This is a genomic window from Vibrio sp. B1Z05, from assembly GCF_052955985.1.
In genome coordinates this window covers 2,563,030-2,583,679 of sequence record NZ_CP130463.1, presented here as the reverse complement: position 1 = coordinate 2,583,679, position 20,650 = coordinate 2,563,030, and the positions used below count along the sequence as shown (strand labels likewise).

Here is a 20,650-nt window from a genome sequence, read left to right as displayed (position 1 = left end):
CAATCGTCACTTATTTTGTTGCGCTGTTATGCTTGAATAGGTAGGTGTACCGTCATTTTTAATCCACCTAAGGTTGAGCCTTTGCTAGCTTCAATCATACCGTTGTGTTGTAAAATGGCATTTTCAGTGATTGCTAAGCCTAGGCCCGTGCCACCGCTGTCTCTATCTCGCGCGGTAGAAACGCGATAGAAAGGACGGAATATGCTTTCTAGCTCATCGTCTGGCACACCGGGGCCGTCATCTTCAACGATAAAGGTCACTTGGTCAGCGGTCACTGAAAACAATACGCTCACTTGTGAGTGACCATAACGAATCGCGTTACGTACTATGTTTTCAAAGGCGCTGGTTAATAGCTTTTTATTACCAACTAAAAATACTTCCGGCACTGCTTCAAAGGTCAGGTTAATTTGGTTTTGTTCTGCCTCAAATTGCGCATCAGATAAAATATCATCCCACAGTGAGGGCGCATCAATGTGAATACGGTTGTGGTGACTGTCAATTTGCATGCGGGATAAGTCCAAAAGATCTTTGATCATTTGTTCTAATCTTTCGGCTTCTGTTTCAATACGCTCCAGCTCTTTTGATGTGCCTTGTTTTCGGGTGGCTAGCGCATTCGCCATTCGCAGACGAGTTAATGGTGAGCGCAATTCATGTGAGATATCCGAAAGTAACTTTTGTTGACCAGAAACCATTTGGTTGATGGATAGCACCATCTGATTAAAGCTGGCCCCAGTTTGTTTAAATTCGTTAGTACCTTGCTCAAGGCTAGGGTCAACTTCAAATTCACCATGTGTCACGCGCTTGGCGGCATGTTCTAGTCGGCGAGCAGGTCGGCTTAAACTCCATGCGCTGAGCAGCAGTAACGGAGTACTGATGATCATAATAAATAGCATTAATTTAAACGGTGCATCTAACAGCAGATATAAGAGGGGAGGCGATCGTTTAGCGGTAAAGCCGGCGTAGATTCGATAATTTTCACCATTTACAAAAATAGGGAAAGGCCCTGCCACCATATAGCGTCCATATAACTTTTGACTGGGTTCTTGGGTATTACTGTATTCTGCCGCCATCGCTTGCAGAGCTTGGCGTTTAGCACCGTGTTCTCTGCTGATTAAACTCCCCTCAGAATTGACCAGATACAAACGAAAATCTTTGCTACCAAAGCGGCGACGTTCTAGTGTTTTCAGGGCGCGGGAAGGGCTAGAGCTGTGGTTTAATTCCAACTCTACAGAATTGACGAGATGAGTGATTTTATGCAGCGCTGAGCTATTGATGGAGTGCGATTTACGTGGGTCAAGTTTTTGTAAGCCAAGTACTGCCAGTAGCACCATTAAAATGGTGAACCAAAAAATGGCAAAGATGCGCCCATAAAAGCTGTTGAATTTAGGCAACTTCATTTGCTGGTCTCGACAAACAGATAGCCTTTGCCACGCAGTGTTTTGATGCGCGGTTTACCATCTTCTCTTTCAGGCAACTTTTTACGTAAATTAGAGACGTGCATATCCACCGCTCTATCAAATGCGGCAAGGCGTTTGCCGAGTACTTCGACACTGATGCTTTCTTTGGTGAGAACGGTTCCAGGGTGACGTAAGAACAGCTCTAATAATGCAAATTCTGTGCTAGTGAGCTCAAGTAACTTATCTTGGCAGTAAGCTTCTTGAGCACCGATATTCAGCTCAATATCGTTGGTGTTGTCATCGTCTGTTTGCGCGGATGTAGTGCCTTGAGTGCGGCGTAAAATCGCTCTGATGCGAGCCAATAATTCTCGGTCACTAAATGGTTTCGGTAAAAAGTCATCAGCGCCAAGTTCTAAACCTATCACTCGATCGACTTCTTCCCCTTTGGCGGTCAGAAATAAAACTGGTGTCTGCCATTTTTCACGCAGGTGTTTAAGCATTTCCATGCCACTCATTTTAGGCATCATGATATCAAGCAGTATGAGATCAATACTGTCATTGATAGCCGCTAGTCCTTCTAAGCCGTTGTTGGCTTGGGAAACCGTAAACCCTTCATAGGTCAATATATCTTCCAACAGAGCGGTTAGTTCGGTGTCGTCATCGACTAGTAAAATGTGTGGCATAAAATTCAATCTCACTGTGCTGGATATCTGTTGATGCATAGATTGTACGAGCATTGTAAAGGAGGGTGGAAGTGATTTACTTATCTTTACGTTTTGCATACCGCACTTTACAAACAGACTATTATTCTAAAGTCATCTACTAAAAACAGTAGTGAATAATTTTAATTATCGAGGTAGATCTCATGACAATGAATAAAAAATGGTTAGCGGTAGCAATGATGGTTCCTTTGGCATTTGCGAGCACTGCTGTACTGGCTAACGGTAAAAAAGGTGGCGATAAAGGCGCTAAAGAGTGTAGCGGTCAAATGCACGGTAAAAACATGTTTCGTGGACTTGATTTAACCGATGCACAAAAAACAGAGCTAAAAACCATTCGTGATGAAGTGCGTGCCTCGAAACAAGCCCAAGGTGAGAGCAAGCATGAGCAAATGAAAGCGATGAAAGACCAAGAGCAACAATTGGTTCTTGCCGCTGATTTTGACGAAGCAAAAGCCAAAGAGCTAGCGTCTTCAATGGTGGCTGAGCGTACGGCAATGAAAGTAGAAAAAATGCGCACTACGCACCGCATGATGAGTGTTCTTACTGCTGAGCAAAAGCAACAGCTAGTAGAGAAGAGAGCCGAAAAAGCACAAAAATGTGAGCAAAAAATGCAGAAGAAAATGGAAAAGAAAATGGCTAAAAAAGACAGCCAATAAGCTAATGATGAGATAGCCTAGATTTTCTTTGAAGTCCCGTACTTCTGCCAATAAAAACGTAGCCGTTATAGGCTGCGTTTTTTGTTGGTAGTGTTCGCTTTAGTGGTTGCAGGATCGCGGCGATAAGGCACGCAGCTACGTCTATTTTCTGGAGTTAAACCTAAGCTCTCACACCACCTAACATATTGTTTTATTAGATTAAGTAGCCACTTTTTCATTCTCTTTTCCTTCCACTTATCCTCTATCTGGGATTACATCGATGTTATATTTCGGTGTATACTTTGTGCAAATTTACTGCAATAAAGATTATGAACCCACGATATAAGAAATTAGTTACGATTGCTGCGTGGTCTGCCACATTGGTTGCAACTTTGCTCTTGGTAGTAAAGATAGCGATTTGGTGGGTAACAGGCTCGGTGAGTTTATTAGCCTCAGTGGTCGATTCACTACTGGATATTGCCGCTTCTTCAATCAATTTAGTGGTACTCAAGTACGCCCTGCAACCGGCGGATGATGAGCATACTTTTGGTCATGGTAAGGCTGAATCATTAGCCGCGCTTGCACAATCTATGTTTATTTCTGGCTCGGCATTCTTCTTGATATTGAGCGGTTTTGAACGTTTTTTCCGTCCAGAAGCACTCAATCAACCTGAACTGGGTATTTATGTCAGCTTGTTTGCCATGCTGATTACCTTTGGTCTGGTAACTTTCCAAAAATATGTCGTTCGTCAAACGGGTAGCCAAGCCATCGCCGCAGATTCTCTGCATTATCAAACTGACCTTTATATGAATGGCGCAATTTTAGTGGCATTGATATTGAGCATGTATGGATTTACTCAAGCGGATGCCATCTTTGCGATAGGTATTGGCGTATTTATCTTAGTGAGTGCGTTTAAGATGATTGTTGAGGCTGTGCAGTCTTTATTAGACCGTCAATTACCGGATTCTGAGTTAATTGAGATTGAAGAAATCGCCAGTTCAGTAGATAGGGTATACGGCATTCATGACTTGAGAACTCGTCAGTCTGGGCCGACTCGTTTTATACAGTTACATCTCGAACTTGATGATCAGCTTCCTTTAATAGATGCTCATAACATAGCGGATGAAGTTGAAGATAAACTAAAGCAACATTTTGAGGGGTGTGATGTGCTGATTCATCAAGATCCACTTTCTGTGATTGCTAAATACGAGAGGCAGGACAAATAACCATATCGGACTGCAACGAATTGTTTATGAGATTTAGTTAAAATTCGCTATCTTGAAGGGTGAAAGTTAAGTTTTCGGATTCTGATTTGAATCAACCTTAACTTTGCAGGAAACTGTAATACTCTAATTAAGAGAAAGATTTGTAGTTTTGCTCAATACAGCCAGAAGGGGGCTTGAGCGAGACTGATAGAATTCTTGCCGATGACAAGGCACTTAAAATTAAAATATAAATTAGATCTATCCCAATAATGAGGGGCAACATGATTAAAAAAATTGGTGTACTAACAAGTGGTGGTGACGCACCAGGTATGAATGCTGCGGTACGAGGGGTTGTACGTACAGCGTTGTCAAAAGGTGTTGAGGTTTATGGCATCTACGATGGCTACCAAGGCTTGTATGAAAACCGCATCGAAAAATTAGATCGTTCGAGTGTATCGGATGTGATCAATAAAGGCGGTACATTCCTAGGTTCAGCTCGTTTTCCTGAGTTTAAAGACGAAGAAGTGCGAGCTAAAGCTATCGAAAACCTAAAAGAACATGGCATCGAAGCACTAGTGGTTGTTGGTGGTGATGGTTCTTACATGGGGGCGAAGAAGCTGACTGAAATGGGTTACCCATGTATTGGTCTGCCGGGCACTATCGATAATGATATTGCTGGTACAGACTATACCATTGGTTACTTAACGGCGCTTAATACCGTTATCGATGCGATTGACCGCCTACGTGATACTTCATCTTCTCACCAACGCATCTCTATCGTTGAGATCATGGGTCGCCATTGTGGTGATTTGACTCTAATGTCTGCTATCGCGGGTGGTTGTGAGTACATCATCACTCCTGAGCGTCAATGGAGCAAAGAAGAGCTGATTGCTAATATTGAAGAAGGCATCAAAAAAGGCAAGAAGCACGCAATCATTGCTTTGACTGAATTGATGTTTGATGCCAATGATTTGGCAAAAGATATTGAAGCTGCGACTGGACGTGAAACTCGTGCTACGGTTCTTGGTCATATCCAACGTGGCGGTCGTCCTACTGCATTTGACCGTATCTTGGCCTCTCGCATGGGTAACTACGCTGTACACCTTCTTCTAGAAGGTCATGGTGGACGTTGTGTGGGTATCCAAAAAGAAGAGTTGGTTCATCACGACATTATCGATGCAATTGAAAATATGCGTCGTCCAGTGCGTAATGATCTTTACATGGTTGCGGATGAGCTTTTCTAAGCAAGCCATATAGAAATTATTCAGTGAAAAACGCTGCCTTTGGTAGCGTTTTTTTTGTTTTGTATAGTACCAAAACGAAAAAGGCCAGCCGAAGCTGACCTTTGTACTTTTGTCAATTAAGACTGCCAATCAAGACAGTCCATTAAGACGATTATTGTGCTTTAGCAACTGCGGCTGCTTTAGCGATAGCGGCAAAGCTTTTCGCATCAAGTGCAGCGCCGCCAACTAGAGCACCATCGATGTCTGGTTGAGCAAAGTAAGCTGCAGCATTATCTGGTTTCACAGAACCGCCGTATTGAATCACGATGTTCTTAGCGACATCTGCGTTCTTTTCAGCGATGTGAGCACGGATAGAAGCGTGGATGCGCTGTGCATCATCAGCTGTTGCTGCTTTACCTGTGCCGATAGCCCAGATTGGTTCATAAGCAATGATTGCACCGTTAAGTGCTTCTGCACCTAGTAGGTTGATAACAGCGTCAATTTGACGTGCACATACAGATTCAGTTTCGCCTGCTTCGTTTTGAGCTTCAGTCTCACCGATACATAGTACAGGAGTTAAGCCATTTTCTTTTAGGAAAGCGAATTTTTGTGCTACGAACTCGTCTGACTCTTTGTGGTATTCACGACGCTCTGAGTGACCAATGATGATGTGAGTTGCCCCAAACTCTTTTAGCATCGCTGGTGAAGTGTCGCCTGTGAAAGCACCTTGGTTATTAATATCTGTGTTTTGTGCACCAAGGATGATTGCACTACCTGCATCCGTTAAAGTACGTTCTGCAAGGTCAATGAATAGCGCTGGCGGAGCCACTGCTACATCAACACCTGTTACGCCTTCAAGTTCAGCATTCAAGCCAGTTAGTAGATCTACTACCATTTCTTTGGAACCGTTTAGTTTCCAGTTTCCCATAACTACAGGATGACGCATAAAATACTCCCTTCTAAATTAGTAAAAAATATACGCTGTGGATCAATATAACAGATAAAAGTCCATAGATCATGGAAGCAATGATTTCTTATTCAGCTCAGTTTGTAAGCAAAAAGTGTGAGGTGATCTCATTGGCAAAAATAAAGGGAAATTGACTGTCGTAGGCAGCGTTTAGTGTATGGTTTATACCTCATCAGGATGAGGTTTTATTTCAAGGAAGTGTTTGTTATGCCTAATTTAGTTATGGAGTACAGTGATGCTCTAGAAGGGCGATTGAATATTCATAGTGTGCTGCAAGACATGCATCAAATTATGATTGATAGTGAACTGTTTGAGTGTAATTCCATTCGTTCGCGCACCTTACGAACGCATTTATGGTTGATTGGCGAGAGTGAAGACCAACATAACTTTATCCATGTCAGTATCGAACTCCTTGAAGGACGTAACAACGAACAAAAAAAAGCATTGTCAGAGAGCATTTTTCAATTATTAGTCGACCAAGCCAGTTGGGTAGGCAGTTTGAGTGTCAATGTGCGTGAGATGGACAAAGAGTGCTTCCATAAACAATGTAATCTTTAGGAATGAGCAATGGACTATAAATTTTTCTTATTTTCGTTTGATGGGCGTATAGGGCGAAAGCAGTTTTGGATTTGGAATATCAGCTATTATTTATTCCTTTCTGCTGTTGGGTCTATGTTAGCCCATATATCACCGGGGATGGCGCTGTATGCGATTCCAGTTTTATCACTGATCTTATTTTATCCAGATTTAGCTGTAACGGCTAAACGTTGGCACGATCGCAATAAATCAAACCGCTTTTTATTACTGAATATACCATTGATTATTGGCCGCTTATTGGTGCCATTTTCGGCGCAGGCCGAAACTGGTGACGGGGTTTCTCGAATCTTGTCGTTGATTGCTCTGATATGTGGCGTTTGGATTTTGGTGGAGTGTGGCTTGTTAAAGGGCAGTGATGGTAAGAATGATTACGGGGAAGCTTACCGGTAATAAAAAACGCAGCCGAGGCTGCGTTTTTTGCGAGTAGGTGCGAGTTATAGGATGTGACCTTTAACTTCGTCGTCTTTACGCTCAAGGTAATGAATAGACTTTATGCGACGGATTGTACGACAACGGCCTCTAATCAATAGTGTTTCTGTAGTAGCGATATTGCCTTGACGAGTAATGCCTTCTAGCAAGTCACCTTTGGTGATACCAGTAGCAGCAAAAAGTACATTGTCACTGCTTGCCATATCAGACAAAGCCAATACCACATTAGCTTCAACGCCCATTTCAGCGCAGCGTTTTAACTCTTCTTCACCGTGAGCACGAGTTTCTGCATCATCACCTTTCACTTCATGACGAGGAAGAAGACGACCTTGCATGTCACCGTCTAGAGCGCGGATAACTGCGGCTGAAACAACACCTTCTGGTGCGCCGCCAATGCAGTACATCATGTCTACTTCACTGTCTGGCATACAGGTTAAAATAGAAGCCGCTACATCGCCATCTGGCACAGCAAATACACGCACGCCCATCTCTTGCATCTCTTTAATTACTTTATCGTGACGAGGTTTTGCCAGAGTAATCACTGTCAGCTCATGCAGAGATTTATCTAATGCTTTTGCTACATTGACTAGGTTTTCAGCAAGTGGTTTAGTCAGGTCAATGTGGCCTTTTGCGCCAGGGCCGACAACCAGTTTTTCCATGTACATATCCGGTGCTTTTAGGAAGCTGCCTTTTTCGCCTGCCGCAAGTACTGCTAAGGCATTGGATTGCCCCATAGCCGTCATGCGAGTTCCCTCTATCGGATCAACTGCGATATCTACTGCATCGCCGCCAATACCGACCATCTCGCCAATGTATAGCATCGGCGCGTCATCGATTTCACCTTCGCCAATAACAATTTCACCGCTAATTTCAGTTTTATTCAGTAGGGTACGCATAACTTCCACAGCCGCGCCGTCTGCTGCGTTTTTGTCTCCGCGTCCAAGCCATTTATAACCGGCTAGAGCTGCGCCTTCTGTTACACGAGAAAATGCTATTGCTAAATCGCGTTTCATATCGACTCCAATTGAGGGGGGTTCACATAAAGGGTTCAAAAAATCGCCGAGATTCTACCATATCTTCACGTAAACGTTTGCGTGATTTGCTCAAGTTTACTCGCCTTCTTGAATATTTATCGGTTTTGCCTCATCGACAACAGCAAGAATGGTGAGGAAAGGTTTGTGATTGTCAAAATTTGATTAGAATCGTGTTTTTTTTGGCCATTTAAACCAGAATTAAATTTTTAGGTGTGTTTATATACATGCGTGTGGGTAGAATGGTTGAGAAGTCAGTCTTTATATATGGATAACGAATTAGGTAGGCCAACATGTCTTTAGAAGTGTTAGAAAAACTAGAAGCCAAAGTGCAGACAGCAGTAGATACAATTACTCTGTTACAAATGGAAGTTGAAGAACTGAAAGAGCAGAAGCAAAGCCTTGCTAATGAAGCTGAGCAACTACGCAACGAGAAAGTTGAAACTGAACAGCGTGCACAACAAGTTCAAGCAGAGCATGATGCGTGGCAAGAACGCATTCGCAGCATGCTAGGCAAAATGGAAGAAGTAGAATAAGTTTTACTTTTCCAATTGCTAAAGACAGAAACGCCAGCTTTAAGCTGGCGTTTCTGTCTTTAGTGTTTCAACCAATAGCGCGGGTTTTGGGTTTTACTGTTGCGCCTTAATTCAAAGTAGAGGGAAGGAGTCGAACGTCCACCTGTATCTCCGGCCAGAGCGATGGTCTCTCCTGCTGTCACCTTATCGCCTTCTTTCTTGGTCAATACTTGGTTGTAACCGTAGAGCGTCATATCGCCTTTACCGTGGTCAAGTAGTAGCACTAAACCGTAACCACGTAAATAATCTGCAAATACCACAGTACCCGGATAAACCGCTTTTACTGGCTGTTCATATTGGGCGCTAATAACTACGCCTTTCCAGTACACTTGGCCACTTTGTCGTGTGCCGTAGTTGTGCAGTACCTTACCTTTGATTGGCCACGGTAGGTGACCTTTGCGTCGTGCTAATCCATCCATAGGAACAGAATTACGCTTAGCGGCTTTGGCAATTTCGGCTTTGAGTCGAGATTCGTTACGTTTTAGCTCATTGAGGTAGGCGTGATCGCCTGCGATACCGCGCTTAATTTTCGCTACCGTGTTTTTTCTGTTGGCTTGTGAAGTGCGCAGTTTCTTAAGTTGTTGGGTTTGTTTGCTTAGCAGGGCTTCGATTTGTTGTTGTTCGGCCACTAACTGTTGGTTTTTTTGTTCCAACTGAGCATTGGTTTTTTGCAGTTCAGTGATAGTCGCGGTGCGCTGTTTAGCAAGATGTTGATAATACTGGCTGATGCGGTCTTTTTCTTCAGGGCTTTCATGACTAAGAAAGCTCTCGATTTTGGCACTGGTGTGCATCATGTAGTAAGACTTAACCAGCTTTTGTAGCGCTTCAGCTTGTGACTGAGTTTTATCTAATAATTCTTGATGCTGTTTATCATAAACTTTCAGATTGGCTTCTGAGCGTTTTAATGATGAACGAGTCTGGGTCAAGCTCTTGCTTGCATTGGCAATTGAGAGTTCGTCAGTCTTTAGGCGTTTTTGCAGCTTATCCAGTTCTTTCTGCTGATGAGAAAGACTTTTTTGCTGACGAGTTATCTCACCTTTAACCCCTTTTAATTCTTCAGGGTTGGCGTTTGCATTTGGCGAGAAAAATAGCGAAGACGACAGGTATAACAAAACGCCAGCGCATAGCACACTGGCGTTTAATTTTTTCGAAAATGGTACTTTCTGAGGAATGAGATTCATCCTAAATCTTTAACTTGGCTTTCTTTGCTACAGTGTACACTGTAGCAAAGCGTTCTTAGCAAAGATTATTTCAGATTTACAAGAACCTGACCAGACATCTCTGCTGGGATTTCGATGTCAGATAGCTCAAGCATAGTTGGTGCTAGATCTGAAAGCTTACCGTTTTCTTTGAATTCTAGGTCTTTGTTACCAACGTAGATCAAAGGAACAGGAAGGTTAGTGTGTGCAGTGTGGATACCACCTGTTTCAGGGTTAACCATCATTTCTGCGTTACCGTGGTCTGCGGTAATTAGCAATTGACCATCCACTTCATTGATTGCTTCAACTACGCGACCGATACACTCATCTAGAGCTTCACTTGCTTTAACTGCTGCATCGTAAACGCCAGTGTGACCAACCATGTCACAGTTAGGGTAGTTACAAACAATCGCATCGTATTTGCCAGATTTAATCGCAGCCACAAGCTTGTCAGTCAATTCTAATGAGCTCATTTCAGGCTGTAGGTCGTAAGTTGCTACTTTTGGAGAAGCAACAAGTTGACGCTCTTCACCTTCAAACTCGTTTTCAATGCCACCATTGAAGAAGAAAGTAACGTGTGCGTATTTCTCTGTTTCAGAGATACGTAACTGAGTTTTACCTTCTTTAGATAACCACTCACCGTAAGTGTTTTCTAGAGATGCTGGTGGGAATGCACATAGTAGAGGGATGTCTGCTGCGTATTGAGTTAGCATAACAAAGTCTACTTGTGGGAATACGTTACGTTCGAAGTTATCGAATGAAGGTACGAAAGTGCGAGTAATTTCACGAGCACGGTCAGCACGGTAGTTCATGAAGATAACAGCATCGCCATCAACGATAGCGGCTGATTCTTCTGTTGCTGTTTTGATTTCAGTTGGTTTAACAAATTCATCGTTTTCATCACGAGAATAAGCGGCTTCAAGACCCGCAACAGCGTTATCAAAAGTAAAGTCAGATTTAGCTTCACTTAATAGGTCATAAGCTTGTTGAACGCGATCCCAGTTGTTATCACGATCCATTGCGTAGTAACGGCCTACAAGAGAGGCAATACGACCTTTACCTAGTTTAGTAAATAGATCTTGGAAACGTTGTAGTGAACCTTCAGCAGAGCGAGGTGGAGTATCGCGTCCGTCTAGGAAACAGTGTAAGTAGATTTTTTCTGCGCCACGTTCTGCTGCCATTTCAACAGCGGCATAAATGTGGTCTTCATGGCTGTGAACGCCACCTGGAGACATTAGACCTAGAATGTGAACAGCGTTACCAGACTTGATAGCTTTATCCATTGCGTTAACTAGAGTTTCATTTTGTTGGAACTCTTTGTCAGCAATTGACTTAGTAATACGAGTTAGATCTTGGTAAACCACGCGACCAGCACCAATGTTGGTGTGACCTACTTCAGAGTTACCCATTTGACCATCAGGTAGGCCAACGTCAATGCCAGAAGCAGAGATAAGCGTATTTGGCTGAGTAGCAATTAGGTTGTCTAGGATGGGTGTGTTTGCATTTGCGATAGCGTTATCGGCTTTATCTTTGCGGTATCCGTAACCGTCAAGGATCACTAGAGCCATAGGCTTCTTAGCTGACATAGTTTGACCTCGTTGTTTAATTTTAAATAACTTTAACTCACGTGATTTTACTACAGATTACCTCAATTGAAGCACTTTAAGGTTAAATAAATTTTTCAATGCTGACTTCTAATGGGTAAATCCGGATGATTTTTATACAGCAAGAGTAATTAAATTTCAAAGAAGGTGTGAATTTACGATCAATTAGGTTGCGTTCACGTTTCATTTATAAAACTAAGCAGTGAATAGTGCTGTATTCGTGATCTATGTTTCCTTTTTAAAAAGCAATCACCCCAGGCTCAATCTCGCATCCTACGTTTGTAATGGTATACTGCCTGCTAAATTTTTCGGTTTATGAATTAAAAAGAGTATCTGACGATGCAAGAAATTTTCGATTTTGCTCACCAGAATATGATTCTGTGTGTTGTTTGGGTTGGTATTATTGTCGCCCTAGTGATGAATATCTTCAAATCTTCCACCGCTGGATATACTGAAGTTGATACTCAGGCGATGACCATGCTAATCAACCGTGAAAACGGTGTCGTAGTGGACGTTCGTACTAATGATGACTTCAAAAAAGGTCATATTACTGACTCAGTTCACATTTTACCTTCTGAAATCAAAGAAGGTACATTAGGTTCGCTTGAAAACAGAAAAAGCGACCCAATCATTGTTGTATGTAAGACAGGTCAAACTGCAATTGAGAATGCCAACGTACTAGCTAAAGCTGGTTTTGAAAAAGTATTCGTGTTGAAACATGGCTTATCTTCTTGGAGTGATGCAAATCTACCTTTAGTGCGTGCTAAAAAAGAACCACGTAAGAAGAAAAAGCAAAAAGCTCTAGCTGAATAAAAATAATCATAGGGCAGCAGATGCGTGCCCTATACCAAGATATACAAATTAAGGATTAAAAAATGTCTGAAGCAGCAGCGACTCAAGCACCACAACAGAACTTCACAATTCAACGTATCTTCTTGAAAGATCTTTCTTTCGAAGCGCCAAACTCTCCAGCAATGTTTCAAAAAGAGTGGCAACCAGATGTAAACCTAGACCTAGACACTAAAAGTGCTCAACTAGGTGAAGGCGTTTATGAAGTTGTTCTTCGTCTAACAGTAACTGTTAAAAATGCTGACGAAACAGCTTTCCTATGTGAAGTTCAACAAGGTGGTATTTTCACAGCTGAAGATATGGAACCAGGTCAACTTGCACATTGCCTAGGTGCATTCTGCCCGAACATCTTGTTCCCATACGCTCGCGAAACTATTTCAAGCCTAGTTGTTAAGGGTACATTCCCTCAACTAAACCTTGCTCCTGTAAACTTTGATGCGTTGTTCATGAACTACCTACAAAGCCAACAGCAACAAGAAGAACAGCCACAAGCTGACGCATAATTAGAGTTTAATTTAATCTTTTTGATTAAATTCACTTGAAAATATCAATGCACACCGCATCTAATCATTTGATACGGTGTGCATTTTTTATTTACACTATCTTTTAAAATTCAGTAGATTTTAATTTCAAGGGTCTTTAGACCTTTCACCACATATAATGGATTTGAATATGGCAGCATCAAATTGTGAGTTTCAAGGCACATCAATGACAGTGATTGGCGCCGGTTCTTATGGCACTTCATTGGCTATCTCGCTCGCTCGTAATGGCGCAGAAGTCATTATTTGGGGCCATGAGCGCGAACACATGCAGAAGCTACAAGCGGATAGAATGAACAAAGAGTTCTTACCGGATGTGCCTTTTCCTGATTCACTGATTGTGGAATGTGATTTAGAAAAAGCCGTTGCCGCTAGTCGAGATCTACTGGTTGTCGTACCAAGCCATGTTTTTGGCATTGTATTAGACAGCTTAAAACCACATTTAAAAGCAGATTCACGTATTTGTTGGGCAACGAAAGGCTTAGAGCCTGAAACAGGTCGTCTATTAAAAGATGTTGCGCAAGAGAAACTCGGTGATCAGTATCCGTTGGCGGTATTGTCTGGCCCGACATTTGCCAAAGAATTGGCCATGGGTTTACCGACTGCGATTGCGGTAGCGTCTTCTGAGCCACAATTTGCCACTGAACTACAAAATAAAATTCACTGCAGTAAGTCTTTCCGCGTGTATGCCAATGATGATTTCATCGGTATGCAATTGGGCGGCGCGGTGAAAAATGTCATTGCCATTGGCGCCGGTATGTCTGATGGCATTGGTTTTGGTGCTAACGCTCGTACCGCATTGATTACTCGTGGCCTTGCTGAAATGACTCGCTTAGGCGTAGCATTAGGCGCGAAACCGGAAACCTTTATGGGTATGGCAGGTCTTGGTGATTTAGTGCTAACGTGTACTGATAACCAATCGCGCAATCGTCGTTTTGGATTGGCATTGGGTAAAGGTCAAGACGTAGACACTGCACAGCAAGAGATTGGGCAAGTGGTTGAAGGCTACCGCAACACCAAAGAAGTATGGCTACTGGCCAACCGTGAAGGCATCGAAATGCCAATCGTGGAGCAAATTTACCAAGTGCTTTATCAAGGTAAAGATGCCAATGCTGCTGCGCAGGACTTGTTAGCCCGCGATAAAAAAGCAGAACGATAAGAATATTAGTAAAAAAGGATAGTTGAGATGGATGAGTGTGAAGCTAACGATGTATGGCAATGCATTGTCAATGAGGCTCGTAAACAAGCAGAGCAAGAGCCTATGCTGGCTAGCTTCTATCATGCGACCATTATTAATCACGACAGCTTTGCGGCGGCATTGAGTTACATCCTTGCCAATAAGTTAAAAACCGCCAGTATGCCTGCCATGGGTGTACGCGATGTGATTGAAGAAGCATTAACCGCAGATCCCAGTATCACGGACTCAGCAGCCTGTGACATTTGTGCCACTGTTAACCGAGACCCTGCGGTTGCGATGTACTCAGCTCCTTTGCTGTACCTAAAGGGCTATCATGCTTTACAAGGCTACCGCATTGCTAACTGGCTTTGGAAACAAGGCCGAGTGGCGTTAGCCACTTATCTGCAAAACCAAATCTCAGTGGCTTGCCAGGTTGATATTCATCCAGCCGCTAAAATTGGTAAGGGCATTATGCTCGACCATGCCACGGGGATTGTTATTGGCGAAACAGCCGTGGTAGAAAATGATGTGTCTATTTTACAAGATGTCACGCTAGGCGGTACTGGTAAAGAGAGTGGCGATCGTCACCCTAAAATCCGTGAAGGCGTTATGATTGGCGCGGGTGCTAAAGTACTGGGTAATATCGAAGTGGGACAAGGCGCGAAAATCGGCTCATGTTCTGTGGTATTGCAAAACGTAGCTCCGCATACCACTGTGGCGGGCGTTCCGGCTAAAATTACCGGCAAACCAAAATCGGATAAACCTGCGGAAGATATGGATCAAAACTTTAATGGTCGTTCACAGAACTTTATCCATGGTGACGGGATCTAGTAGTTTCTTAGAAATGCAGTAAATCGTTATTTAGTAATTAGTGTTGGGCTTATTTCGTTTAAGGTGTTACGGCGCAGTGCATACGCGTACAAGTAGCCACTGATCCCGCCTAAAACATTGCCTATTGCCACTCCAATAAATAGCCCCTGAATCCCCAAGTATCGGCTACCTAACCATGCGCAAGGTAAAGTAAATACAAACAAGCGCAAACAGCTCCAGATGAACGCAGACATAGGTTTATGCATAGCATTCAAACTGCTGATCAGTAACATTACTACACCTTGAAAGCCGTAGCTGATTGGCACGCATACTAGATATAACCATAACAAGTGACGCACGCTCTCTTCTTGGCTAAATAAGCTGGCAAAAGGTGCGCTAAGTGGCACCATCACAATAAAGACCAACAGCTGAAATAGAACAGAGAAACGCATACACATAAACAGTGCTTTGAAACTTCGTTGTGGGTTATTTGCGCCGAGGTTTTGCGACATAAAGGGTGTTAAAACTGAGGTCAGTGCCATGAGCACGATTAATAACAAAGACTCAATTCTTTGCGCTGCGCCATAGGCGGCAACCGCCGCTGTACCGTGACTGGCCAGTATCATCATTAAAATAGCGGCGCTGATCGGATTAAGCGCATTTGATAATGCAGCCGGAGTACCGATTTTAAGAATGTTTTTCCAGTCACTGAGCAGTTGTTTTGGCTTGGGCTTAGCCAGTAATTTAACGCGCACTACTAGAATATAAAATGAGGCTAGCATAGCGACAAACCAACTGATCCCAGTCGCAATTGCCGCCCCTTGAATACCAAGCTCAGGAAACGGGCCAATACCGAAAATAAGAAGTGGGTCTAATACGCCATTAATTACCCCTGCGGTAATCATGATTTTGGCGGGGGTTTTGGTGTCTCCACAGGCTCGAATAGCGGCGTTACCACTCATCGGGATAACCAATAATGGGATTGCCAGATACCAGACCGCCATATATTGATCGATAAGAGGCAATAGCTTCGGTTCAGCTCCAAGACGAGTAAACAAAGGCTCAATGGTGTGCAGGCCAATGAGCGAGGTGATGCTAATTATGAGCACCGCCAACAAAATACCGTGACTGGAAAATCGCGCCGCTTGCTCTGGTTGCTTTTGCCCTAAGAAACGCCCCACATGAGTGGATAGCCCCATGCCAATGCCCATAGTGATGCAGTTCATGGCAAAGGTAACTGGGAAGGTAAAACTGATCGCCGCTAACGCATCGGTGCCAAGCAGCGAGATAAAGAAAGTATCCACTAGATTAAACATTAAAATGGCGACGATACCCAGCACCATAGGTAGCGTCATTTGACGCAACACTTTGTCGATGGGGTCGGTTAATAGTCCGTGTTTATCGTGCATCTAGATTCTGCTGGTTTGGATGGAAGCATAGAATAACCTGTAAGCGTGCTTTCAACCAGAGGGGCAAACAAAGCACTTAAGTAATCAAAGTGCACATTAATATGAAGTTTTTGTAAAAAACTCAGCTTCTACCCTTGGGATCATCCGGATTGCCCCCAACATATTCTTCACTAGCCAAGAAACGGCATTTTATCATTTGTTAGAAATACAATTTAGGAGAATCAATCGATGAATATTCGTCCATTACATGATCGAGTTATCGTTGAGCGTCAAGAAGTTGAATCAAAATCTGCTGGCGGCATCGTTTTAACTGGTTCTGCTGCTGAGAAATCTACTCGCGGTAAAATCCTTGCTGTCGGTAAAGGTCGCATCCTAGAGAACGGCACAGTGCAACCTCTAGACGTTCAAGTTGGTGACACAGTAATCTTCGCTGAAGGCTACGGCACTAAAACTGAAAAGATTGATGGCAAAGAAGTGCTCATCATGTCTGAAAACGACATCATGGCAATTGTTGAATAAGTAACCATTATCTGAATCAACAACTAAAAAATAGAATCGAATTTAGAAAGGAATATAAAAATGGCTGCTAAAGACGTTAAATTTGGTAATGACGCACGAATCAAAATGCTAGAAGGTGTCAACGTTCTAGCTGACGCAGTAAAAGTAACGCTAGGTCCTAAAGGCCGTAACGTAGTATTAGACAAATCTTTTGGTGCACCAACAATCACTAAAGATGGTGTATCTGTAGCGCGTGAAATTGAGCTTGAAGACAAGTTCCAAAACATGGGCGCGCAAATGGTTAAAGAAGTGGCTTCTCAAGCAAACGATGCTGCGGGCGACGGAACAACCACAGCGACAGTGCTAGCACAATCTATCATCACTGAAGGTCTTAAAGCGGTAGCTGCGGGTATGAACCCAATGGATCTTAAGCGCGGTATCGACAAAGCGGTTATCGCGGCTGTTGAAGAGCTTAAAGGTTTATCTCAACCATGTGCTGATACTAAAGCTATCGCACAAGTGGGTACTATCTCTGCAAACTCTGATGCGACTGTAGGTAACATCATTGCTGAAGCAATGGAAAAAGTAGGCCGTGACGGCGTTATCACTGTTGAAGAAGGTCAGGCTCTACAAGACGAGCTAGACGTAGTTGAAGGTATGCAGTTTGACCGCGGCTACCTATCTCCTTACTTCATCAACAACCAAGAAGCAGGCAGTGTTGACTTAGATAGCCCATTCATCCTTCTTATCGATAAGAAAGTATCAAACATTCGTGAGCTACTTCCTACTCTAGAAGCGGTTGCTAAAGCATCTCGTCCACTGCTTATCATTGCAGAAGACGTTGAAGGTGAAGCACTAGCTACTCTAGTTGTGAATAACATGCGTGGCATCGTTAAAGTTGCAGCTGTTAAAGCACCTGGCTTTGGTGATCGTCGTAAGTCAATGCTTCAAGATATCGCTATCCTAACTGGCGGTACTGTGATTTCTGAAGAAATCGGCCTAGACCTTGAAAAAGTGACTCTAGAAGACTTAGGTCAAGCGAAACGCGTGACAGTAACCAAAGAAAACTCAACCATCATCGATGGTGCGGGTGATGAAGTGGCTATCAACGGTCGCGTTACGCAAATTCGTCAACAAGTTGAAGACGCAACGTCTGACTACGACAAAGAAAAACTTCAAGAGCGCGTAGCAAAACTTGCTGGCGGTGTTGCAGTAATCAAAGTTGGCGCAGCTACTGAAATTGAAATGAAAGAGAAAAAAGACCGTGTAGAAGATGCTCTACAAGCGACTCGCGCCGCGGTTGAAGAAGGTGTTGTTGCAGGTGGTGGTGTTGCACTAATCCGCGCTGCTTCAAAACTAACAGCGCTAACTGGCGACAACGAAGAGCAAAACGTCGGTATCCGCGTAGCTCTACGTGCAATGGAATCACCAATTCGTCAAATCACGACTAACGCAGGTGACGAAGAGTCTGTTGTGGCAAATAACGTTAAAGCAGGCGAAGGCAGCTACGGCTACAACGCAGCTACTGGCGAATACGGCGACATGCTAGAGATGGGTATCCTTGACCCAACTAAAGTAACTCGTAGCGCACTTCAGTTTGCAGCCTCTGTAGCCGGTCTTATGATCACTACCGAAGCTATGGTAACTGACAAGCCACAAGGCGATGCTCCTGCAATGCCTGATATGGGCGGCATGGGTGGAATGGGCGGCATGCCGGGCATGATGTAATAATCACTCAAGATTTAAATATCAATTAAATCATTATCTTAAGGCTACCGTGTTGACACTAATGTTGACCCCTACGGTAGCCTTTTAGTTTATGGGTGGTATGGAAATTGACCACTAAACCTCTTTGATACTGTCTCAATGAGTCATGGGGGCAGTGCGGAGAGGGGAAGAGTGTCAGGTGATTACGGCGTCTGGTGCTTTTCACACAAAACGTGTTTTTGAAATGTGGTTTTTTGTGCTGAATAATGCATGAGGTTCAGTAGGTTAATTTTGATTTCTGAGGCTTAGGCGAGAAGGATTTTTGAATGTCGAAGTATGTAAACCCAGTTGAGCAATTGGTTCACAGTACCCTTAGGATAGAGTGTGAGACAGACGAGGGGATAAGTTCTGGTTCTGGCTATTTTTATGCTTTTTTAGAAGAGGATGATGGTCGAAATGTACCATGTATCGTCACTAACAAGCATGTCATTAGAGGTGCCAAAAAAGGTAAGTTTTATCTGTCCGTGCAAAATGAGGAAGGGGGAGTCGATCTAGGGAAGCATTTTCCAGTTGTTTATGACCAGTTTGAGTCTATGTGGATTAAGCATCCAGATCCTAACGTAGACCTTGCAATTTTTCCGCTTGGACCAATTATGCACCAAGCTAATGAGCAAGGAATAAAGATTCATAGTGTTATGTTAGGGAAGGGGGTTAAGGCTGATAATACTCTATTGAACCAGCTTCCAACCATGGAAGAGATCATCATGATTGGGTATCCCAATGGGATATGGGATGAGACACATAATTTGCCGATTATCCGAAAAGGAATAACTGCTACACATCCTAAATTGCCTTACAACGGCAAACCAGAATTTATGATTGATGCAGCATGTTTTCCCGGCTCTAGTGGATCTCCGGTCTTCTTGGCTAACATAGGGAGCTTTGTGGATTCTTCTGGATCGTTGTGTACTGGGACAAGAGTAGCCTTATTAGGGACTCTATATGCTGGACCCCAACATACAGCAACAGGGGAAGTACATGTTGTAAATGTACCAACGGCAAATAAACCAATATCAATCTCCTCAATACCTAACAATCTAGGCTTGGTTATTCATGTTAGTAAGCTAGGTGACTTTGAACCTATCCTTAAAAATCTAGTAGAGACGCAGTCTGGTAGTTAAAACCTGACTCAGGATACGTTAGAGTGGTGTTGTGTACACCCTAAGACTCCCTGAAGGAGCTCACCTGTGTACAGCATCACTTAGCGATAATATAAGGGTACGTGGTGAGTTCGTGATGTGCCCTTGGAGTGATTCACAACGGGACTCTAAAAGTCTCAACATCAAGCATATCCATATCGCTATGGCTCTTATCGTGATTCCTTAGTGTAGTAACCGTAAGACAAAGTATTTCCATCTTTATGACCAAGGAAGAAGGCAGCGGCTAGCTCATCAACACCAGTGCGACCAAAGGCTGTAGCCATATGAACACGGAAGCTATGGAAGCATTTAGATTTGTCTTTGCTGATAGATTCGCTCTTTTATCTCATTAGCTAGCTCATCACATCGTGGGACGGTACGTTGTGCTGCGGTCTTACCTTTGCATACAAAGAACGCCATTAGATCATCTTCAATGTAAACGTCTTTTGCTTGAAACGTCTGAGCTTCTTGCTTGGCTTCTTGGAGGGCATCAACAAATGAAAGAAATGCAGCGCGACCATTGATGAAAGCATGCTCTTTTGGGGTGGCTATCTCACCTATGATCTTATCACTACGAATCTGACCTGTTTGGATACAGGTGGTCTGGAGACTTTTAGTGATATAGGTCTTGTGTGGATATAGGTGTGCTAATGCTTTTGGTATACCCATGTTGAAGAGATAGGTCTTTAGTTGGATGTATTTATTGGACAAGTTGCCCCCATTGTAGTCCTCGATGTTGACCCCAGTGTTAGCGCTAGCCCTTGTGTGTAGGCAATAGCTGGCCTGAAAGAGTTTTTGGGTGGCATGATGTAATGCTAAAGCATTGCATTAGCTTTCCATTCTTGTAATCCAAGAGAGCTAAATCGCATATAAAACGC

At 43.3% G+C, this 20,650-nt stretch carries 22 protein-coding genes; 13 read left to right on the top strand and 9 right to left on the bottom strand.

Annotation, left to right across the window (positions count from 1 at the left end; genetic code table 11):
* Positions 1-26 precede the first annotated feature (26 nt).
* Together cpxA and QV280_RS11800 are read right to left on the bottom strand one after the other, a co-directional pair.
* Positions 27-1,397: an envelope stress sensor histidine kinase CpxA gene (gene cpxA, locus QV280_RS11805; protein WP_152822334.1), complete on the bottom strand. Its 1,371-nt coding sequence runs from the start codon at positions 1,395-1,397 to the stop codon at positions 27-29.
* On the bottom strand, positions 1,394-2,080 hold the full coding sequence (locus tag QV280_RS11800) for a response regulator (RefSeq protein ID WP_152822337.1): 687 nt from the start codon (positions 2,078-2,080) through the stop codon (positions 1,394-1,396). The genes cpxA and QV280_RS11800 overlap by 4 nt, the downstream gene beginning before the upstream one ends.
* A 182-nt stretch (positions 2,081-2,262) precedes the next feature.
* On the opposite strand from QV280_RS11800, the gene QV280_RS11795 reads away from it, so the two are divergent.
* Entirely contained in the window at positions 2,263-2,775 is a 513-nt protein-coding gene (locus tag QV280_RS11795) for a Spy/CpxP family protein refolding chaperone (RefSeq protein WP_152822340.1), read from the top strand.
* A 65-nt stretch (positions 2,776-2,840) separates the two neighbouring features.
* On the opposite strand, the gene QV280_RS11790 is transcribed toward QV280_RS11795, so the two are convergent.
* Entirely contained in the window at positions 2,841-2,993 is a 153-nt protein-coding gene (locus tag QV280_RS11790) for a hypothetical protein (RefSeq protein WP_172972838.1), read from the bottom strand.
* A 90-nt stretch (positions 2,994-3,083) separates the two neighbouring features.
* On the opposite strand from QV280_RS11790, the gene fieF reads away from it, so the two are divergent.
* Positions 3,084-3,980, top strand: coding sequence for a CDF family cation-efflux transporter FieF (fieF, locus tag QV280_RS11785; RefSeq protein ID WP_152822344.1), 897 nt, complete (start codon positions 3,084-3,086; stop codon positions 3,978-3,980).
* Between the two features lie 260 nt (positions 3,981-4,240).
* The gene (gene pfkA, locus QV280_RS11780) at positions 4,241-5,203 is read left to right on the top strand and encodes a 6-phosphofructokinase (RefSeq protein ID WP_152822347.1); all 963 of its coding nucleotides are present in this window, start codon (positions 4,241-4,243) and stop codon (positions 5,201-5,203) included.
* A gap of 151 nt (positions 5,204-5,354) precedes the next feature.
* On the opposite strand, the gene tpiA is transcribed toward pfkA, so the two are convergent.
* Positions 5,355-6,128 carry a triose-phosphate isomerase gene (tpiA, locus tag QV280_RS11775; protein WP_152822350.1) on the bottom strand — a complete coding sequence of 258 codons (774 nt, stop codon included), beginning with the start codon at positions 6,126-6,128 and terminating at the stop codon, positions 5,355-5,357.
* Positions 6,129-6,356: 228 nt separating this feature from the next.
* Between tpiA and QV280_RS11770 the strand changes: the two genes are divergently transcribed.
* Positions 6,357-6,707 (top strand): 5-carboxymethyl-2-hydroxymuconate Delta-isomerase, encoded by a 351-nt coding sequence (locus QV280_RS11770; RefSeq protein ID WP_023404474.1) that lies wholly within the window; start codon positions 6,357-6,359, stop codon positions 6,705-6,707.
* A 9-nt stretch (positions 6,708-6,716) separates the two neighbouring features.
* Positions 6,717-7,136 carry a DUF805 domain-containing protein gene (locus tag QV280_RS11765; protein ID WP_023404475.1) on the top strand — a complete coding sequence of 140 codons (420 nt, stop codon included), beginning with the start codon at positions 6,717-6,719 and terminating at the stop codon, positions 7,134-7,136.
* Between the two features lie 44 nt (positions 7,137-7,180).
* Here the strand turns inward: QV280_RS11765 and glpX are convergent, their stop codons facing one another.
* Complete coding sequence (gene glpX / locus QV280_RS11760; protein ID WP_023404476.1) at positions 7,181-8,188, bottom strand: class II fructose-bisphosphatase; 1,008 nt, start codon at positions 8,186-8,188, stop codon at positions 7,181-7,183.
* A 311-nt stretch (positions 8,189-8,499) separates the two neighbouring features.
* On the opposite strand from glpX, the gene zapB reads away from it, so the two are divergent.
* The gene (zapB, locus tag QV280_RS11755; protein WP_021714597.1) at positions 8,500-8,742 is read left to right on the top strand and encodes a cell division protein ZapB; all 243 of its coding nucleotides are present in this window, start codon (positions 8,500-8,502) and stop codon (positions 8,740-8,742) included.
* A 59-nt stretch (positions 8,743-8,801) separates the two neighbouring features.
* Here the strand turns inward: zapB and QV280_RS11750 are convergent, their stop codons facing one another.
* Positions 8,802-9,962: a murein hydrolase activator EnvC family protein gene (locus tag QV280_RS11750; RefSeq protein ID WP_152822355.1), complete on the bottom strand. Its 1,161-nt coding sequence runs from the start codon at positions 9,960-9,962 to the stop codon at positions 8,802-8,804.
* A gap of 65 nt (positions 9,963-10,027) precedes the next feature.
* Entirely contained in the window at positions 10,028-11,566 is a 1,539-nt protein-coding gene (gene gpmM, locus QV280_RS11745; protein WP_152822358.1) for a 2,3-bisphosphoglycerate-independent phosphoglycerate mutase, read from the bottom strand.
* A 357-nt stretch (positions 11,567-11,923) separates the two neighbouring features.
* Here gpmM and QV280_RS11740 point away from each other — a divergent pair, with 357 nt between their 5' ends.
* The 4 genes from QV280_RS11740 to cysE all read left to right on the top strand — a co-directional run bounded on the left by QV280_RS11740 (position 11,924) and on the right by cysE (position 14,980).
* Positions 11,924-12,397 (top strand): rhodanese-like domain-containing protein, encoded by a 474-nt coding sequence (locus tag QV280_RS11740; protein WP_023404479.1) that lies wholly within the window; start codon positions 11,924-11,926, stop codon positions 12,395-12,397.
* Positions 12,398-12,459: 62 nt separating this feature from the next.
* On the top strand, positions 12,460-12,936 hold the full coding sequence (gene secB / locus QV280_RS11735; RefSeq protein WP_152822361.1) for a protein-export chaperone SecB: 477 nt from the start codon (positions 12,460-12,462) through the stop codon (positions 12,934-12,936).
* A 169-nt stretch (positions 12,937-13,105) separates the two neighbouring features.
* Positions 13,106-14,131 (top strand): NAD(P)H-dependent glycerol-3-phosphate dehydrogenase, encoded by a 1,026-nt coding sequence (gene gpsA, locus QV280_RS11730; RefSeq protein WP_152822364.1) that lies wholly within the window; start codon positions 13,106-13,108, stop codon positions 14,129-14,131.
* Positions 14,132-14,158: 27 nt separating this feature from the next.
* Positions 14,159-14,980: a serine O-acetyltransferase gene (gene cysE / locus QV280_RS11725; protein ID WP_023404482.1), complete on the top strand. Its 822-nt coding sequence runs from the start codon at positions 14,159-14,161 to the stop codon at positions 14,978-14,980.
* A 26-nt stretch (positions 14,981-15,006) separates the two neighbouring features.
* Here cysE and QV280_RS11720 read toward each other — a convergent pair whose 3' ends face one another.
* The gene (locus tag QV280_RS11720; RefSeq protein ID WP_152822367.1) at positions 15,007-16,368 is read right to left on the bottom strand and encodes an MATE family efflux transporter; all 1,362 of its coding nucleotides are present in this window, start codon (positions 16,366-16,368) and stop codon (positions 15,007-15,009) included.
* Between the two features lie 228 nt (positions 16,369-16,596).
* Between QV280_RS11720 and QV280_RS11715 the strand changes: the two genes are divergently transcribed.
* The 3 genes from QV280_RS11715 (at position 16,597) to QV280_RS11705 (ending at position 19,754) form a co-directional block, all read left to right on the top strand.
* Positions 16,597-16,887, top strand: coding sequence for a co-chaperone GroES (locus QV280_RS11715; RefSeq protein WP_021714589.1), 291 nt, complete (start codon positions 16,597-16,599; stop codon positions 16,885-16,887).
* Positions 16,888-16,947: 60 nt separating this feature from the next.
* Entirely contained in the window at positions 16,948-18,594 is a 1,647-nt protein-coding gene (gene groL / locus QV280_RS11710; RefSeq protein ID WP_152822370.1) for a chaperonin GroEL, read from the top strand.
* 305 nt (positions 18,595-18,899) lie between these two features.
* The gene (locus QV280_RS11705; protein ID WP_152822373.1) at positions 18,900-19,754 is read left to right on the top strand and encodes a S1 family peptidase; all 855 of its coding nucleotides are present in this window, start codon (positions 18,900-18,902) and stop codon (positions 19,752-19,754) included.
* A 327-nt stretch (positions 19,755-20,081) separates the two neighbouring features.
* On the opposite strand, the gene QV280_RS11700 is transcribed toward QV280_RS11705, so the two are convergent.
* Positions 20,082-20,441, bottom strand: a complete 360-nt coding sequence (locus QV280_RS11700) for a hypothetical protein (RefSeq protein WP_152822376.1) — start codon at positions 20,439-20,441, stop codon at positions 20,082-20,084.
* Positions 20,442-20,650 lie beyond the last annotated feature (209 nt).